The following is a 17,690-nucleotide window of genomic DNA, read 5'->3' on the forward strand; positions in this document are numbered from 1 at the left end:
AATGTAAAATAGTTTTGTGATGAATGAGGTCGCAATATAATCTAAGTTTTAGTTTGATGCTTGCTAAAATTGTATTAATTGAGTTATTTTTTGTCAAGATTCAGTTACAAGCGTTTGTTTTTTTAAATTTTTCAATTTTAAAACTTATTGTCTTAAACTTCACTTTGAAGGCTTGCAAAATAGTTTGCAGCATTAAGCAATCTGCTGCCATACCAGCTAAACATTTCACCATCTACCAATAGAATTTTTGTGTTTGGCATTGCTGTTTGTAACTCTACAATATGTGCTTGCTTAAAAGGGTAGGGCTCGCTTGATAAAAATAACACCTCACAATTTGTTTCACCTAATTGCTCAATTGTAATGGCTGGATAGCGCTTTTCATTTGCAAAAACGTTCTCAAAACCAGCATACTGTAGCATGTTGTTGATATAAGTATCGCCACCAACGGTCATGTAAGGCTTGCGCCAAATGAGATAAGCGGTTTTAAGTTTGGTGTGTGAAGTTTGAAGTTTTTTGAAGCGAATATTAATTTCTTCAATTAGTTTTTCTGCTTTTTGGTTGGTATTGGTAAGTTTTCCAATGGCTTCAATCATTGCTAAAGCATCCTCTAAATTATTGACATCGCTTACCCAAACTGGTGCAATCGTTGCTAGTGCTTCAATTTGTTCTTTTACGTTTTCTTCTTTATTTGCAATAATAATATCTGGCTGTAATGCGCTTACTGCATCAATATTTACGTTTTTTGTACCACCAATTCTTGCTTTATTTCTAAACCAGTCATTTGGGTGAACGCAAAATTTTGTAATGCCTACCACTGCTTGTTCTAAACCCAAGTAATGCAACAATTCTGATTGCGATGGTACTAACGAAACAATGCGTTTGGGCGTGTTTTCAAAGCGATGTTTTCTGCCTAATTGGTCAATACTTTCAAACATTAACTAAAGATAAGCAGTGCACTTGTATGGAAAAATGTTGTTTGACTTTGTTGAATAAAACTAGGTGATTCGTAAGTAGGTTTCACGCAAAGAAGGCAAAGAATACAATGTAACAAAGGTTATTACGCAAATAGCTTTAGGGCTAGTTTGGGTAAGAACCTTTTTAATTTGGATAGAACTTATTTGATAGTGCTAATATGATGGTAGTAAAAAAGATGAAGCCTTACTATCTTCCTTACTTGGCTGCGAAGCCTTGAGGACTTCGCATTGGCAAGAAAACGCAATATTGAAATTAGCTATACCTGTACTATTGCCTACTACTTCAAAGTGTCATTTTTGCTAATAGCAAAATCAAAGGAGGTTTTAGTGAAAATCAAAGGAGGTTTTACCTAAAACCAAAGGCGGTTTTGATTGCTGCCAAAGGTGGCTTTTTCTAGCTCGCTGATTTCGCAGATTACGCTGATGATTTTGAGAGTAATGGTTAAGTATATTAAACACTATCGATAATAATTTCTGCGTCATCAGCGCAATCTGCGAGAACACCAACCACTTACTTTGCCAAGCTATGTATCACATCGTACTTGGTTACAATGTGGTAATTACCGCTATCATCTTTGGCTAATACTGCACCGTTTTCTTTGGTAATTAAACTGCCTAGTTTTTCAACAGGCGTTAAAAAGTCTACCACCGGCGAAGCTGCTTCCATCACGCTTTCTACTGTTGCAAATTTGATGTCGGGGTTACTAAATATTTTCTGAAATAAACCGCCTTCACTCAGGCTGCCTACTAGCTCATTGTTTTGCAAAACTGGTATTTGTTCAATATCGTATTTCTTCATCAGTTCTACTGCATCTGCCACCGTATTGGTTGGTTCTACGGTAATTAGTTTTTTGCCAGCGCGGCCACTTACTATGTCTTTAAAGGTTTTTACTTCCAAGAAACCTCGTTCCATCATCCATTGGTCGTTATAAATTTTGCCTACATAACGGCTACCGTGGTCGTGAAAAATGCATACCACTAAATCGTCTTTAGTAAGGCTAGCTTTCAACTGCATCAAGCCTTGAATGCAGCTACCAGCGCTGTAACCACAAAACAAACCTTCTTCTTTGGCTATTTTTCTAGCCATTACTGCACCGTCTTTATCTGTAACTTGTACAAACTCGTCTATCACGCTCATATCGTAGTTCTGCGGCACAAAATCTTCCCCAAAACCTTCAGAAATATAGGGGTGCACAAAGCTCATATCTATATTGCCAGTTTTAAAATAATTGGTTAGCAACGAGCCGTATACATCTACCGCCCACACTTTTATGTTGGGATTTTTTTCTTTCAAATACATTGCCGTACCTGTAATAGTGCCGCCTGTACCGGCCGTGCAAACCAAATGGGTAATTTTACCTTCAGTCTGTGCCCATATTTCAGGGCCAGTGCTCTCGAAATGCGCTTGACGGTTGGCTAAATTATCGTACTGATTCATGTACATACTGTTGGGCACTTCTTTACCCAAACGCTTAGCCACACTGTAATAGCTTCTTGGGTCTTCTGGCAACACATTGGTAGGGCATACAATCACTTCTGCACCAACCGCTTTTAAAATGTCAGCTTTCTCTTTACTCTGTTTATCGGTGGTTACAAAAATGCACTTGTAGCCTTTTACGCAAGCTGCAAGCGCCAAACCCATACCAGTATTGCCACTTGTGCCTTCTATAATAGTACCGCCAGGCTTCAGTTTGCCTTCTTGTTCGGCTACTTCTACCATTTTTAAGGCCATACGGTCTTTAATAGAATTGCCCGGGTTGAAATAGTCAACTTTAGCCAAAACTGTTGCAGGAATATCTTTGGTAATTTTATTTAACTTGATAAGAGGCGTATTGCCGATTGTTTCTAGCACATTGTTCAACCACATAAAAACTAACGTTTGTTTGTTGCAAATGTAGTGTTTTGGCTATGTCAATAATAAACCCTCATCATATTTATACGCAGCAAAAACTTAATTTCATAGTAAGGCAACTAAAGGTTACTTTCAGCCATTGTGTAATACCTGATGTAATTAAATATTGGGGTAAAATGGTTAATAAGAAAGGATTATGACATTTAAAGTATTTAGCGAATTGAGTTACCAAGTGTACATGCCAAGTACCTTTTTGTTTAATATAGAAGCAGCACAAAGCAATGGGCAAACCATTATTGAAGAAAAACTAAGCACCAATATTGATTGTGAATTAGAAACATTGGTATCGCCATCGGGCACAAGATTTATACGTACCACCATAAATGAACCGCTAGATTTTATAGTAACCTACAGTGCCACTGTAACTACGCACCATCAATTAATAGATGAGCATCAAACCAATACTTTTACTGCATTAAGCAATATTCAGCCAGAAGTTTTGTCTTATTTATTTCCAAGTAGGTATTGCCAAAGCGATAAGTTGCAACGTTTTACCAGCCAAATGTTTGGTAATTTAATAGGTGATTATGCAAAAGTTACGGGCATTTGCGATTGGATATATCACAATATTGAGTACTTGCTAGGCAGTAGTAATTCGTATACGTCTGCGATAGATACCATGAGCGAAAGGGCAGGGGTTTGTAGAGATTTTGCACATTTAGGTATTGCCTTATGTCGTGCAAGTGGCATACCTGCAAGATATTTTACTGGTTATGCCTACCAATTACAACCAGCAGATTTTCATGCTTGCTTTGAGGCTTACATAAATGGTGTGTGGTTATTTTTTGATGCGACTAGAATGATACCTAGCAATGGCTTAGTAAAAATTGCCAATGGTTTAGATGCTGCTGATACCGCAGTGACCAATATTTTTGGTAGTACTTTTTGCAATTACATCACAGTAAGTTGCAACTTGGTTGAGGATGCAATATTCAAGCCTTTTAATGCTTGGGAAAATAAAGAGGTAGCTTTGAGTTATGGGTAAATAAGATAGCTTAACTACTAACTCTGTACTGTTTCAAACATCTCTTTCATCTTACCGCAAAGGTCTGTTTGAATCATTTTTTCTGCAAGGTCAATCATATTTTTAAAGGCAATGGCAGTGCTAATACCATGACCGATAATTACTGGCTTAGCTACACCAAGTACAGGCGAGCCGCCATAGTTTTCGTAGTGAAAACGATTAAAATAGTCATCTTTACCAAAACCTCTAGTTTCTGCCACTTCATACAAGGTTTCAGCCATTTTAAGCACAATATTACCTGTAAAGCCATCGCACACCATTACATCGGCTTTATCGTTAAAGAAATCTCTTCCTTCAACATTGCCAATAAAATTAATTGCAGAGTTATCTTTTAAAAGAGGGTAGGTAGCTTGGGCCAAAATATTACCCTTGCCTTCTTCTTCGCCTACATTCATTAAACCAACTTTTGGGTTGCTTACATTTAAAATGTGCTGTGCGTAAAGGCTGCCTAAAATCGCAAACTGGTTCAGTTGTTCAGGTTTGCAATCTGCATTTAACCCCACATCCAATAATAAACCTGTTTTGCCGCTTAGTTTAGGAACAATGGTCGATACAGTAGGTCGTAAAACACCTGGTAAAGCTTTAATGCTATACATGGCACCTACCAACATAGCACCTGTATTACCTGCACTGATGAAGGCATCAATTTTGCCAGTTGCAAGCATGTAAAAGCCAATAGAAATAGAGCTTTTCTGTTTTTCTTTTAATGCTTTGGTAGGATGTTCGTGATAGCCTATTACTTCTGGGGCATGAACTAAATGCAAATAAGGCGATGAAACAAGTTGCTCCTTTATGAGAGGTTTCACAATTGCTTCATCACCTATACAAAATATATTAGCTTCAATTAATTTAGACTGCAAGTACAGTTGGATACCTTTTACCACTTCAAGAGGGGCTAAATCGCCACCCATCATGTCTAATCCTATATTCATGCGCCGAAGCTAAGAAATTTACGCTAAAGGTTACGCTTTTAAAGGCGCTTTTTCAGCTACTAATTTGCCTTTGTAGAATAATTTACCTTCGCTTACATGTGCACGGTGACGTACATGTAATTCACCAGTTGTGGTGTCTTTGCTTAAAGTAACTTCTTGTGCAACATAGTGTGTTCTTCTTTTTGCACTGCGTTGTTGCGAATGTCTACGCTTTGGATTTGGCATAACGTCAAATTTATAAAATCAAAAAAATATTTATTCTAAACCCTTAATATTATCTAAACCTTTCCACAATGGGTTTGCTTGTTTAGCAATGTCGTCTTCCATCTTTTTCAGCATGTCAAGAACCTCATTGTTACATTGTGGCCCACCCATTTCTTTTTCGTCACACATTTTTTGCATTGGTATTGATAAGTTGATAAACTCATAAATCCAATCAGAAATATACAAGTGACTTTCTGTTTTGCTAATGTAATAAATGTCAGAATCTTCTTCAGAAGCATTGGCCGCTTCAGGGTCATCTACCATTTTTACAATAATGTTGAATTCGTCCCACAATTGTTTTTTCAAACCATTACCACATCTATCACAATCAACGTCTACAACACCATCTATATCAAATTTTAGCTGCAAGAATCCATTTTTCTTGTCTAAGGTCAACTTTACGTTGGCACTTAAATTTGTAAAATCTTGCTCGCCAAAAGGTACAAAGAACTTATCTTCAATCTTGTATTCAAATTCATGAACCCCAGGTCGTAAACCAACAAACGCTATTTCAAATTCTCTCCGGTTGCTCATCTCGGTTTTTTTGGGACGGCAAAAGTAAGGTATATAGGTGTAACAGCAAAAATTACATGAGTTATTGTTAAAAAGTTGATTCTTTGTAAAACTTATGAAAGTTACTCACACATCAATGCTGCGAAGATACAAGTCAGTTTTAGCTTGGATAATTCCAGTTGTTTTAGCTGTGGCAGTATTTGCATGTTCTTTCTTTCCTGCTTTTATAGAAAAATATTATAGTAGCAAATTTTATATTCAAATATCTGATTTACAGCGCATTGTAACGTCTTTTGTTTCTTTTAGCGTTGGTGATATTTGCTACGCAGTATTAATTGTTTATATCATTTTCTACTTTGTAAAATTTGTAATACTTGTTGTTAAGAAGCAATTGTCTTGGAAAATATTGGGTAAAAGCTTGCTAAAGGGTATTAAATTTCTATTATGGGTGTATGTTATTTTTAATCTTTTTTGGGGATTAAATTATACACGTTTAGGTATTGCATATCAATTACAACTATCAAATAGTAAATATTCCACACAAGAACTACAGGATATTACCTGTGAAATTTTGGATAAATTAAACGATTCAAGGCTTGCTTTAGGCGATAGTAACTATCAATATCCTAGCAATACCGTTATCTATCACCAAGCTTTTGATGCCTACCAAACTACCAAAAGCAGTTTTCAATTTTTAAACTACCAACATTTTTCAGTAAAGCCATCTTTGCTTAGCACAATGGTAAGTTACGCTGGCTACTCTGGCTATTATAACCCTTTTAGTGGTGAGGCACAATTAAATACTGATTTGCCAAAATTTATAACACCTTTTGTTACTTGTCACGAAATGGCGCATCAGTTAGGCTATGCAAGCGAAAGCGAAGCAAACTTTGTCGGCTTTCTTACTGCTACGCACAGCAATAATTCATTGTTCGTCTATTCAGCTTATTTCGATGTGTTTATGAGTGCCAATGGTGAATTGTTTGAGCAAGATTTTTACAGCGCCTCTTTAAACCTAAAGCAATTAAACAGTCTTACCAAGCGTGACAGAAAAGCTTATCGAGACTATGTTTTTGGCAAGCAAAACAATATGCAGCCTGTCATGTCTAAAATATATGACCAATATTTAAAAGCTAATCAACAAAAAAGCGGTATTAAGAGTTATAATGAAGTTATAGGCTGGTTAATTGCTTATAAAAAGAAATATGGAACGTTCTAATGTTATAAAAGCGATCAATTCTATTGCGCTTACGGTCGGCTTAGGTGCAGCATCTGGCTACTTTACGGTAAGAGAAATACCTACTTGGTATGAAGGACTTGTAAAACCAAGTTTTAATCCACCGAATTATCTGTTTGGCCCAGTTTGGACTACTCTTTACATTCTCATGGGCATTAGTTTATACCTTATTTGGAAACAAGCACCAACCTTAAAGCGTAACAAAGCCATTACTATTTATCTAGTTCAATTTGCACTTAACCTTGCTTGGAGTTTTATTTTCTTTAACCAACATCAAATATTTTTGGCATTAATAGAAATGGTTGTACTGTGGATCTTTATTTTACTTACCATTTTTGCATTTAACAAGTTTAGCAAGCTTGCAGCTTGGCTACTTGTACCGTACATCAGCTGGGTCGGTTTCGCAGCGTTTGTTACTTACAACATTTGGCTACTCAATCGCTAATCAAAACTTGTTTTTCCACATCATACTTTCAACTGGGCGGTTTGGCTGCCCACTGTACTTGGCATTCTTTTTCTGATTGTATTTTACTTCAATTTCGCCATCAACAGGAAAATAAATCAACTGACCAATAGGCATGCCTGCATACACACGTACCGGTTGCTTGCACGAAATTTCAAGCGTCCAATTACCACAAAAGCCCACATCGCCTTTACCAGCCGTTGCATGAATATCAATACCCAAGCGACCTGTAGACGATTTACCTTCTAAAAAAGGCACATGTGCATGTGTCTCGGTATATTCTTCAGTTACACCAAGGTACAGCACGTCTGGCTGTAGCACAAAACCTTCCTCTGGTATTTCAAAATGGGTAATTTGGTTGTGTTTTTTCGCATCCAAAACAGCGTCTACATAAGTGGCCAAATGCTTGCCCAAATGCACATCGTAACTATTGCTGCCCAAGCAATCACGTAAATAAGGCTCAATTTTAATGGTGCCAGCGGCAATTTCTTCTAAAATACGTTTGTCAGATAAAATCATTGTTATTGTATTTGTGTTACCAGCTTTTGTAATGCTATTTAGCGCCTGTTGTGTCACTTGCCGACTTTTTCGTCGGCATCCCGATATTACATTCGAATCGGGACTTGTACGTTCATAACATTATTCAGCTTATAGTTTGGTAGCTTTAAGAATCACTAGATACATTATTATGTCTGTATCATTAGTATTTCTAGTCGCTAACTGCACAAATAAAATTCTTTTTTCTTAATAATCACCCAATTTTGCTTGATGCCTTTGTTTTTTCAACATATCATTAGCCCAAATACCAAACTAGCCATTTGGCAAATTGAAGAAGACGAGTCTTTTTTTCTTGAAAAAGTCTCTTTACAAAGAAGCATTACACATCCTCACAAGCGCCTGCAACACCTTGCTGGCCGCTATTTATTACGCTATTTATTTACCGATTTTCCCAACGATGAAATTGAAATTGCCTCTACACGTAAGCCATTTTTACCAGACGAGCAATACCATTTTTCCATTTCGCATTGTGGCAATTTTGCAGCGGCCATTGTAAGTAAAAAACAAAGGGTAGGCATCGATATAGAATTAATAACCGATAAAGTAGCCAAAATAGCTCACAAGTTTTTAAATGAAGAAGAGAAGATTTTAGTCAATAATCAATGGTCGGTAGTGAATAGTGAAACAATAAACGGTAAAAGTGAAATTTCAAAAGATGTAGCAAACTTTTCTAAGGTTTCACAATTCACTTCTCACGTTTCACCATTCACACTATTAACCCTATTTTGGTGCGCCAAAGAAACCGTGTACAAATGGTGGGGCAAGGGCGAGGTTAATTTTAAAGACCACATTCAATTACATACCATAAATGTTGCTGAAGCTACATTTAAAGCAGTATTTACCAAGTTACCAGAATTACAATTATTAACCATTCACTACCAAATGTTCGATAATTTGTGCCTAACATTTACCCACAACTACTTTACAAGAAAGTAAAAGCAAATACAAAGCAAAATAGCGAGTACAAAAGCACCCGCTAGCTTGTAAGTGTGCCAGTAGTGTAAGCGTTTTTGCGTAGTGCGCTGCTGATTAAGTGATGCAAATAATGGTGCATTATCGCTAGCAAGCGCTAGTAAAATGGGGTAAATATTTTCTGCTAATGGAAAATGTAGATGCCAAATACTAGCCTGTAAATTCTTAATGATTTGCTGTTGTAAATGGCTGTTTGCCTTTGTTATCAACCGTTGATTAGCACTATTGAGCAATTGTGCTACAAGTCTATAAAGCAGGTCATAATCAATACGATATGGGTCTAAAACGGCTATGAATGAAGCAAGCTGTTGTGCTTGTTGCGCAATATATTCTGCTGTAACAAGGGCTTCTTGTTCTACTTGCTTATAAATTTTTTTGTAGTGATATGCTTGACGTCTTTTTGTATCGCTAAGTACATCATAAGCTTCTTTAATTTCTAAAAATAAATGTTGATAGTTTTCGTCAGTAGCGGTATCAGGATGGTATTGTAACGCCAACTTGCGGTACGCCTTTTTTATTTCTTCTTGCGTTGCATTTGGCTGAACTTGTAATATATCGTAGTAATCTTTCAATACCATACAGCTTCGAAATTAAGTTTGTAAAGGTGTAATGGCAAATTATTGCCATAAAAATAATGGTCGTTATTATTATAGTTGGTCTATTAAAATCATATCGGTAGTTATAATTCATGCCAGTAGAAATAGTGCTTATGGTGGTAGCTAGTCAATTATAGGTAGTAGTTACGCAATTCATGGTGGTACTTAAGCCATTATGGATCGTAGTTAGTCTATTAATGGTGGTAGCAACTTAATTTATGGTAGTAGTTACGCCATTATAGTTGGTAGTTAGGCTATTCGTGGCGGTAGCTAGGTTATTATGGGTGTAAGCTGGCTTAGTAGGGTTGGTAATTATTCAATAGTATAAAAAATCCCGTAGAAGCGTTACGCTAACGGGATTCTTTTATTTTAAATTGATAATGATTTATTAAAAGGCAAATTTCTTACCGCTTAACCAAGATAAATTAATATCATCTGGTACTTTCATACGTTCTGCAATGCGCTTATATCTTGCAGCTAACGTGCTTAAATAGTCTTGTGCTTTGGCAGCGCCATCTTTTAAACCAGTTAAATCTTCAATTTTCCAAAGGCTCACTAAATGTTCTATAATGCTTGCGTAATCCCAAGTTGTGTATACACCAATTTTTTGCGTAATTGCAGAAAACTCAACGAACAGATTAGGGTTACTACCGCCTTGATCCATTAAAACTGCTGGCATTGTAATTTGCTTGCGCATCATTTGTTCAAATGATTTTAAAGCACCATTAGGGTCTATTTCAAATATTTTGCTCATGAAAGATTTATATGCCTTTTCATGTCTTGCCTCATCACCTGCAATTTGCTTACAAATTCTAGACAAATTGTTATCACCAGCTTTATCGGCTAATTTACCTGTATTTACATGTGAAATTTTGGTAGCTCTTTCTTGAAAAGAAGTATACACAATGGCGCTGTATGGATCTTGATTGGTATTAGGATCAAAGCCATTATATATCAAACGGTGAATGGTTTGTTCAACAACTTTCATGTCGCAACGGCCACTTAAATACAAATATTTGTTTAGCAAGTCACCATGTCTATTTTCCTCAGCAGTCCACGCTCTTGACCAGCGTACCCAACCATTATCGCTTATCAAATTTCTCTCCTCATTAACCATTAAGTTAAAATAAGTTTGATAACTTGGTAAAGCCTCTTCGGTAATCATATTACCGACCAATGAAGTAATCACTGTATCAGGTATACCTGCACTTCTCTCTCTTAAGCTTTTAATTTGATCAAAGGCATCTTCTTTGGTTAAATCTGGTAAAAAATCCGTTGGTTGCCAGCAATCGTCTGGGTCTAACAAGGTATCGTCTACAGCAGTACCAACGTAGTCTTTCAACATGCTGATTACTTCCATATTCTTTCCCAACTCGTTACTCTCTGCAATACTCATTGCCCTTTTTTTTATTGGTTAAATATTAAAGCGGTAAAGATAATACTTGCAGCTTTTTTCAAGCAACATTTAATTTGCTAAATTAGTTTTTGTTTAGTATTTGTGTTTGCTAGAGAGATATTTCTCGTGAATAATGGTAGCCATTGTTTTGTTTTGCACTTTACTTTCTACCCATGAGATAATATCTAAATACGCAAACGCTCTTGTTTCAAAACGGCTTTTCTCATACTTTTTAATTGTAGCCAAAAACTTCTCAAATTCTGGCTGCATTTTCCTCGGTGAAACACTAAATGAGTGGCGCAAAAACTTAAACATCTCTTCTTCAATCACTGTAAGATTCTGCATTTTGGCCATAAAGCGATACACAGATTTAATGAGATATTCAATAATATCATGGTTACCTAACTCATAGTGTGCCATCATGTGCATCAACCTAGCATAGCACTGTAAATCGTTTCTTAAACCAACGTTGTGGTTTATTATTTTTTGTAAATAATCTATTGCAGTACTATAATCACCACTGCCAAAATACAGTGTAGCAAGCTTGTAATTAAATACTAAAACCCTATGATAATCAATGTACAACTCGTATTCTGTTAACTTTTCTTCAATGTAAGGTATCAGCTTTAATCCATCCTTAAAAGTGCCAGTCATTAAACATTGATTAATTTTTGCACTGTTGATGTACACAAATGTGTGAATGCGAAAATTATCATGGTGGTTAGCTACAGCAGATTGACCAAAGGCTTCAAATTCTCTTAGGGTTGTTTCGAACTTGCTAAAATTTCTAAGATCAAAGTGTGCATTTAGCAAGTTGTGCATCCCTTTAATGTAATGGCCAGTTTCTACTTCAATCATACCTGGTTCAGCCGTAAATAAGTCAATCCATTTTTGGCTATAGCGATAGTACATTAAAAAATCTTGCCTAATGAACGCATACCAAACATAGCTTTGATATAGATATAGTTTCTCGTAAAAGCCTGCTTCTGCTTCACTTTTTGGTGGTAAATTTTCCTTAAAAAAAACTCTTACATCCACTTCATCTTCTTCGTTACGTGCATGGCCATTTTTTACATACCAGCCATACAATTGTAAGGCAAGGTTAGATAGTTTTGTTACACGGCTTATACGATCGCTTACCTCAACTGCTTCTACAGCTAAGTGCGCCGTTTTTTCAAGTGTACTGCGTGTAATATGTAGCGTTTCAATTTTTTTCTCTAGTGTAATTACCTGCGTTAAAAAACTGAACTTGTTGTGTGAGCGTGCAATTTCTTTTACACGTTCTAATATCTTTAAACTTTGAAGCTTTAAGCCCTTGTTGTACAAAATACGAGCATAGTCTAACTGCTCATTTAATTGTAAATCAATGTTTTCTGTTGATTTTAATAAGCGCAGGCTTGCTAAAATTTGCTTGTATAAATGTGTTTTTAAATTGGCTAGTTGTGGCTTTTCTACTGTCGGTAGTTTCTTAAGTAATATTTTCTCGTCGTATTCAGATAGCTTATCAAGTGCATCAAATAGCTGTATGATTTTTAAATCTTCTTTGGCGGAACTACGTTTGATGTACAGCTTAAAACTTCGTTTCTCTGCTTTTTCAAGCGATTTTATTAATAAGAAAAGTATATCAGTATTTCGGTTTGACATCATTAATTTTTTTTTGTAAAAACCAATGCCTGTAAGGGTTTCCGAAATATCAGCAAGTTTTAGAGATGATAAAATCAACAATAACTTGTGTTCAATAGGGTAGTAGCCCTATGTATATTTGTTGTAGAAACAAAAAGCTAAATGGTAAGCAATCGTTAGTGGCAAGTTTCGTTAGAGGCCGACATCTTTCTTAAGATGATTTATCGAGAATCAAGCAAGCTGTTAGTCAGCACTACTTTAATTCTAAGAATTTTCATATGGCAAGCAATCGTTAGAGGTCGTTCTGTTTCTACGGAAGGACCCTTTTTTCGTTAAGGCTCTGCGAATATATATGAACGAAAGATTACCACAACAATTTTTTAACAAATTATTTCTAAATTCTTTAAAAAAGATTTTAGTTGAAGCATTTGCGTTCTTTTTGCGTAAAACATTTATTTTTTCATTTATTCAAACGCTATTTTTTCATGAATTTCAAAACGTTTTTTTAGCTTGGGCATCATCGTTTTTTTTAACTGTAATGCAGTGTTTACAAGCATTACAGCTTTATTTTTTTTGTTTGGGATAATATTATTTGCAAGAACTTGTTTATACCCTTTTGTACAGTCGCTGTACATTTATGTAACAAAAGCAAAGAAACAAAAAGCTATTGGAGTCAAGCTGTGAATCAGCGCAAAGTTCGATTTTAAGATTTTTTCATATGGCAAGCAATCGTTAGAGGTCGTTCCGTTTCCACGGAGTGACCCTTTTTTTTGCGGCTACTTCAAAATATTTACTACTATTCTCGTTAAGCTTATTAAATTGCTATTATGAAGGAAGAACAACCTCAAGCAAATGGCGAATTATTGTTACAACTTGTAAGTACTAAGATGCCTTTTGGCAAATACAAAGACACGCTTATCTGCGATTTGCCAGAGTTTTACATAGAATGGTTTGCTAGAAAAGGCTTTCCTAAAGGTAAGATTGGTGTATTATTAGCAACTATGTACGAGATTAATTTAAACGGCTTGAAAGATTTATTAAAGCCATTACGAAAATAACTAGCTGTTACATTAGCAAAGAAAAAGCCGTTAGAAACATTATCTAACGGCTTTTATATTTTTGGAAACCTAATTTTAAATTAAGCAACTGCTAATTTCACTAAGTCTGCAGCTTCACTTAATAAAATAGCTGACTGAACTTTTAATCCACTTTCGTCTATTAATTTTTTGGCTTCAGCAGCATTGGTACCTTGTAAACGTACAATAATAGGAATATTTATATTCCCTAGTTTATTGTAAGCCTCAATTACACCAGCAGCAACTCTATCGCAACGTACAATACCACCAAAAATGTTAATTAAGATAGCTTTTACGTTAGGGTCTTTCATAATAATTCTGAAACCAGCTTCTACAGTTTGTGCATTTGCAGTACCACCTACGTCTAAGAAATTTGCAGGCTCACCACCAGCTAATTTAATCATATCCATTGTAGCCATTGCCAAACCAGCACCGTTTACCATACAACCTACGTTACCATCAAGTTTCACAAAGTTTAGGTTAAACTGACCAGCCTCAACTTCTGTTGGATCTTCTTCAGTAACATCACGTAGAGCAGCAATGTCAGCATGACGCATTAAAGCGTTGTCATCTAAATTCATTTTACAATCCACAGCAATCATTTTGTCATCGCTAGTTTTGAAAAATGGGTTAATTTCAATCATGCTTGCATCTAACCCTACGTAAGCATTGTACAAATTAGTTACAAATTTTACGCAGTTTTTAAAAGCTTCACCAGTTAAACCAAAATTGAAGGCAATTTTACGAGCTTGAAACGGCTGTAAGCCACCACTTGGGTGTACTAATTCTTTAAATATTTTTTCAGGTGTATTATGAGCAACCTCTTCAATATCCATACCACCTTCAGTGCTGTACATAATTACATTTTGACCATTAGCACGGTCAAGCAAAATGCTTAAATATAATTCTTTAGTAGGGTTAGGACCATCATAATAAACGTCTTGTGCTACTAAAATTTTGTTTACTTTTTTACCAGCTTCACCAGTTTGAATGGTAACCAATGTACCACCTAAAATACCAGTTGCATAGCTAGAAATATCTTCTACACTTTTACCAACTTTTACGCCATTCATACCAGTTTCAATCACTTTTCCTTTGCCACGGCCACCTGCATGAATTTGCGCTTTAACTACAGCAAATTTGTTGTCGGTTTGTGTTTTTATTTGGCGGTAAGCTTCTTCTGCGGCAGCTACTGTTTCAACAGCGATACCTTCTTGAACGGGAACATTGTATTTTTTTAATAATTCCTTTGCTTGATACTCGTGTAGATTCATATCGTTAAAAAATTTTGGCGAAGATAAGTGAAAGTATAATTGACAAAAATGAATTGCTAGTGATTTGTAGAATTATTTACGCCAACGTTATCGAATGTTTTTTTAGTAAATTTTATCGAGCCTTTTTTATGCAAAAAGACTAGCCATTTGGCTAGTCTTTTGTTATAGTTTAGTGGTGCACCTTACCAGTAAATTTATGATAGAAAGGTGTTTTACTTTTTTCATCTTTTGGTTTGTATTTACCTGTAATAATAGGTACATACATTACTCTTCTACGGCTTGCTTCGCCCATTAATGGCGATTGTTTTACACGATGCCACAATCTACCATCATGTACCGTTAAATCGCCTGAATAGATATCAAAACCAACTTCTTTTTTATCATCGCTATTATCTATAAAGTATTTTTTACCAAATAATAGCTTGATTATGTTTTGATTTTGTGTACCAGGAATAACTCTTAAACCACCATTTTCAAATAAACAGGTATCTAGGTGTAAGCCAACATTGAGCATGGGCATTATTTTTTGGCCAAGAAATAAATCTCTAGGGCTATCGGTATGCCAACCCATTTGGGTAAATGTGCTATTAGGTGTGTTGATGTAGTTGTTAATTACTAAGCCATCTTTTTCATTTTCACCAATCCTTCCTTCATAAGGTGCTAATAATTCTGATAAATTGGCAAGGCGAGGGTCTTGTAATAATTCTTTTAAAGGCTCACTGTGTAAAGAAGTAAAGCATAAGCGTTGAATAGCTTTATTACCATTTTCGTCTTTACCAAATTTTAAAGGAATACCATTTACTTTATCACGCCCTTCATCTAGCCACAATTTCTCTAAACGCTTTATTTCGCTGATGTATAGCTGAACCTTTTCTTGGCTTAGAAAGTTGCGAAACACAATAACCCCATGCTTTTCAAAAAAACTCAGTTGGTCTTGGGTTAGTGTGTCACCTAAATAAAAATCAGAATCCCATTTTTTCATTATCATGCCTGTTCTCTGTTAATCTACACAATGTTAAATAATTATTACAAAATTGTGAAGTTAAGTTTAAATAAAAAAAGTCAAAAACTAAAATTAAGCACCTTTTAAAGGTGTCAATGCAATTAGTTGGTGTAATTTGCAAAGATATATTGATGAAAGTAGAATGAAAAATTGTAAAAGAAGATTAGCTGCCATTATTGTTTTATTACCATTGTTAGTGATTGGTCAAACAGATACTACCAAAGAAGTTCCCAAGAAAAAATCAACAGTAATTTTTCCCGTAATCGCAAGGTCAATAGAAACGGGTTTTAGTTTTGGGGCTGCTGCGTCTACAACTTTTCATCTTGCCAAAAACGATACTGGCACACGTACCTCTAACATTCAAGCAATTGCTTTGTATTCTGTAAAAAAGCAGTTTGTGGCTGCTTTAGAAGGCTCTCAGTACACCAAAAAAGAACGATACATTTTTAATGAAATTATTAGCTACAGTTCTTTCCCTGATAAATTCTGGGGGCTAGGAAAATATTCTTTAGCTAGTAACGAAGAGTCGTATAAGTTTCAGCAGTATTATGTCAATCTTCAAGTATCAAAAAATATAGGCCATCATTTTTTTGTAGGCGGCTTACTTGAAGTACAAAACTTAATGGATATAGATTATACCAAAGGAGGCATTTTTGATTTAGACAATGTTACAGGCCGTCATCCTTATTTTATAGCAGGTGTTGGCAGTAGTGTTTCATATGACAACCGCTCTAATGCATTTTCGTCCCAAAAGGGATTATTTGCACAACTGTATTTCAATCATTTCGATAAATATTCAGGGTCAGATTACATTTATAGTAATGTAGTTTTAGATGTAAGAAAATATATTTCGTTTAAGCAAAAAGTATTGGCTTTGCAAGCTTATTATTCTGGAAATTATGGGGATGAAATTCCTTTGCGTAGTTTGGCATCGCTAGGCGGTAGTAGTAGAATGCGAGGTTATTACGAAGGTAGATATAAAGATAAAGAATTGATAACCATACAATCTGAGCTACGATTTCCAATTTACAAACGTTTTAGTGCAGTTGCATTTGGTGCTTTGGGTGATGTAGCTGATGAAATCTCCCATTTTTCGCCCTACAATTTTAAATACACATTTGGTACTGGGTTACGATTTGCAGTAAATAAAAGTGAACGCTTAAATATCAGAATAGATTATGGCTTTGGTGCAGCAGGAAATAGTGGCTTGTATTTTCAGCTTGGTGAGGCATTTTAAAATTGCTTCAATACCCATTGTGACATTTTGAAACATAAATAGGCAAATAGTGGCGCAGTTACTACATCTAATGTATAATGCACGTGTTGAATAAGTACAAGTATTCCAATAAGAATGGTAGAAATTAGTGCTAAAATTTTATCATTTTTTTTCTCTAAACACAGAAACATTAAAAATTGCGTGGCTGTATGGCCAGAATAAAAGAGGTCTTTTGTAATAAATTTGCCACCGTAGAACGTATTACTTAACGGATCAACTAATGGTATCAGTTGTGCCGGAGGATTTAAATGACATAAACTTATAGATACGACTCTGCTAACTGCAATAAATAAGAAACACCAAATTGTATTAATGGCAATTCTTGGATTTCTAAAAATTCTGTACAACATTAATGCACCCATGCCCCAAATGATTGAGAAAACAGGTATTGAAACATTCTTGGCAGGTAATTTTTGAAGAAAGAAATCGTTTAAAACCACACCATTTCTTAGTTCAACATAATCGAAAAAAAGAGGGTACAGACTTAGCGTTAACGCCACTAAAAAAAAACCTATAAAAAATTTAATTCTAAAAAAGTTATTAGCCCAAGCATCAGCCCACGAAATCTGCTTACTGGTATCAAACATCATTCTGCAA

At 35.4% G+C, this 17,690-nt stretch carries 18 protein-coding genes; 6 read left to right on the top strand and 12 right to left on the bottom strand.

Going from position 1 to position 17,690, the window contains the following annotated elements:
• Positions 1-152: 152 nt before the first annotated feature.
• Positions 153-935 carry an ABC transporter substrate-binding protein gene (locus ACT9TX_RS13670; RefSeq protein ID WP_481339022.1) on the bottom strand — a complete coding sequence of 261 codons (783 nt, stop codon included), beginning with the start codon at positions 933-935 and terminating at the stop codon, positions 153-155.
• A gap of 550 nt (positions 936-1,485) precedes the next feature.
• Complete coding sequence (locus tag ACT9TX_RS13675) at positions 1,486-2,841, bottom strand: pyridoxal-phosphate dependent enzyme (protein WP_481339024.1); 1,356 nt, start codon at positions 2,839-2,841, stop codon at positions 1,486-1,488.
• Between the two features lie 181 nt (positions 2,842-3,022).
• Between ACT9TX_RS13675 and ACT9TX_RS13680 the strand changes: the two genes are divergently transcribed.
• Positions 3,023-3,871, top strand: a complete 849-nt coding sequence (locus ACT9TX_RS13680) for a transglutaminase-like domain-containing protein (RefSeq protein WP_481339026.1) — start codon at positions 3,023-3,025, stop codon at positions 3,869-3,871.
• 17 nt (positions 3,872-3,888) lie between these two features.
• Here ACT9TX_RS13680 and plsX read toward each other — a convergent pair whose 3' ends face one another.
• Genes plsX through ACT9TX_RS13695 form a run of 3 tightly spaced genes read right to left on the bottom strand, consistent with a single transcriptional unit; the run spans position 3,889 to position 5,640 of the window.
• Entirely contained in the window at positions 3,889-4,842 is a 954-nt protein-coding gene (plsX, locus tag ACT9TX_RS13685; protein WP_481339028.1) for a phosphate acyltransferase PlsX, read from the bottom strand.
• Between the two features lie 30 nt (positions 4,843-4,872).
• A complete protein-coding gene (gene rpmF / locus ACT9TX_RS13690; RefSeq protein WP_379014643.1) occupies positions 4,873-5,067 on the bottom strand; it encodes a 50S ribosomal protein L32 in 195 nt (64 codons plus the stop codon).
• Between the two features lie 30 nt (positions 5,068-5,097).
• Positions 5,098-5,640, bottom strand: coding sequence for a YceD family protein (locus ACT9TX_RS13695; RefSeq protein ID WP_481339030.1), 543 nt, complete (start codon positions 5,638-5,640; stop codon positions 5,098-5,100).
• A gap of 94 nt (positions 5,641-5,734) precedes the next feature.
• Here ACT9TX_RS13695 and ACT9TX_RS13700 point away from each other — a divergent pair, with 94 nt between their 5' ends.
• Both ACT9TX_RS13700 and ACT9TX_RS13705 read left to right on the top strand, forming a co-directional pair.
• The gene (locus ACT9TX_RS13700) at positions 5,735-6,838 is read left to right on the top strand and encodes a DUF3810 domain-containing protein (protein WP_481339032.1); all 1,104 of its coding nucleotides are present in this window, start codon (positions 5,735-5,737) and stop codon (positions 6,836-6,838) included.
• The gene (locus ACT9TX_RS13705; protein WP_481339034.1) at positions 6,825-7,301 is read left to right on the top strand and encodes a TspO/MBR family protein; all 477 of its coding nucleotides are present in this window, start codon (positions 6,825-6,827) and stop codon (positions 7,299-7,301) included. The genes ACT9TX_RS13700 and ACT9TX_RS13705 overlap by 14 nt, the downstream gene beginning before the upstream one ends.
• On the opposite strand, the gene dcd is transcribed toward ACT9TX_RS13705, so the two are convergent.
• Complete coding sequence (gene dcd, locus ACT9TX_RS13710) at positions 7,302-7,895, bottom strand: dCTP deaminase (protein ID WP_481339036.1); 594 nt, start codon at positions 7,893-7,895, stop codon at positions 7,302-7,304. It lies immediately after the preceding gene.
• A gap of 192 nt (positions 7,896-8,087) precedes the next feature.
• Between dcd and ACT9TX_RS13715 the strand changes: the two genes are divergently transcribed.
• The gene (locus tag ACT9TX_RS13715) at positions 8,088-8,813 is read left to right on the top strand and encodes a 4'-phosphopantetheinyl transferase family protein (RefSeq protein ID WP_481339038.1); all 726 of its coding nucleotides are present in this window, start codon (positions 8,088-8,090) and stop codon (positions 8,811-8,813) included.
• On the opposite strand, the gene ACT9TX_RS13720 is transcribed toward ACT9TX_RS13715, so the two are convergent.
• From ACT9TX_RS13720 to ACT9TX_RS13730, 3 genes are all read right to left on the bottom strand, one after another.
• Positions 8,795-9,427, bottom strand: coding sequence for a DnaJ domain-containing protein (locus ACT9TX_RS13720; protein WP_481339041.1), 633 nt, complete (start codon positions 9,425-9,427; stop codon positions 8,795-8,797). The genes ACT9TX_RS13715 and ACT9TX_RS13720 overlap by 19 nt on opposite strands.
• A gap of 406 nt (positions 9,428-9,833) precedes the next feature.
• Positions 9,834-10,841 carry an acyl-ACP desaturase gene (locus ACT9TX_RS13725; RefSeq protein ID WP_481339043.1) on the bottom strand — a complete coding sequence of 336 codons (1,008 nt, stop codon included), beginning with the start codon at positions 10,839-10,841 and terminating at the stop codon, positions 9,834-9,836.
• Between the two features lie 93 nt (positions 10,842-10,934).
• A complete protein-coding gene (locus ACT9TX_RS13730; protein WP_481339045.1) occupies positions 10,935-12,488 on the bottom strand; it encodes a C1 domain-containing protein in 1,554 nt (517 codons plus the stop codon).
• A gap of 803 nt (positions 12,489-13,291) precedes the next feature.
• Between ACT9TX_RS13730 and ACT9TX_RS13735 the strand changes: the two genes are divergently transcribed.
• The gene (locus tag ACT9TX_RS13735) at positions 13,292-13,522 is read left to right on the top strand and encodes a DUF3820 family protein (protein ID WP_481339047.1); all 231 of its coding nucleotides are present in this window, start codon (positions 13,292-13,294) and stop codon (positions 13,520-13,522) included.
• A gap of 80 nt (positions 13,523-13,602) precedes the next feature.
• Here ACT9TX_RS13735 and sucC read toward each other — a convergent pair whose 3' ends face one another.
• Both sucC and ACT9TX_RS13745 read right to left on the bottom strand, forming a co-directional pair.
• Positions 13,603-14,814 (bottom strand): ADP-forming succinate--CoA ligase subunit beta, encoded by a 1,212-nt coding sequence (sucC, locus tag ACT9TX_RS13740; protein WP_481339049.1) that lies wholly within the window; start codon positions 14,812-14,814, stop codon positions 13,603-13,605.
• A 169-nt stretch (positions 14,815-14,983) separates the two neighbouring features.
• On the bottom strand, positions 14,984-15,802 hold the full coding sequence (locus tag ACT9TX_RS13745; protein WP_481339051.1) for a phytanoyl-CoA dioxygenase family protein: 819 nt from the start codon (positions 15,800-15,802) through the stop codon (positions 14,984-14,986).
• Between the two features lie 157 nt (positions 15,803-15,959).
• Here ACT9TX_RS13745 and ACT9TX_RS13750 point away from each other — a divergent pair, with 157 nt between their 5' ends.
• The gene (locus tag ACT9TX_RS13750) at positions 15,960-17,054 is read left to right on the top strand and encodes a BamA/TamA family outer membrane protein (protein ID WP_481339053.1); all 1,095 of its coding nucleotides are present in this window, start codon (positions 15,960-15,962) and stop codon (positions 17,052-17,054) included.
• On the opposite strand, the gene ACT9TX_RS13755 is transcribed toward ACT9TX_RS13750, so the two are convergent.
• A complete protein-coding gene (locus ACT9TX_RS13755) occupies positions 17,051-17,683 on the bottom strand; it encodes a phosphatase PAP2-related protein (RefSeq protein WP_481339055.1) in 633 nt (210 codons plus the stop codon). The two genes, ACT9TX_RS13750 and ACT9TX_RS13755, sit on opposite strands and share 4 nt — an antisense overlap.
• Positions 17,684-17,690 lie beyond the last annotated feature (7 nt).

The sequence above is a fragment of the Parasediminibacterium sp. HNIBRBA5674 genome (assembly GCF_056745525.1).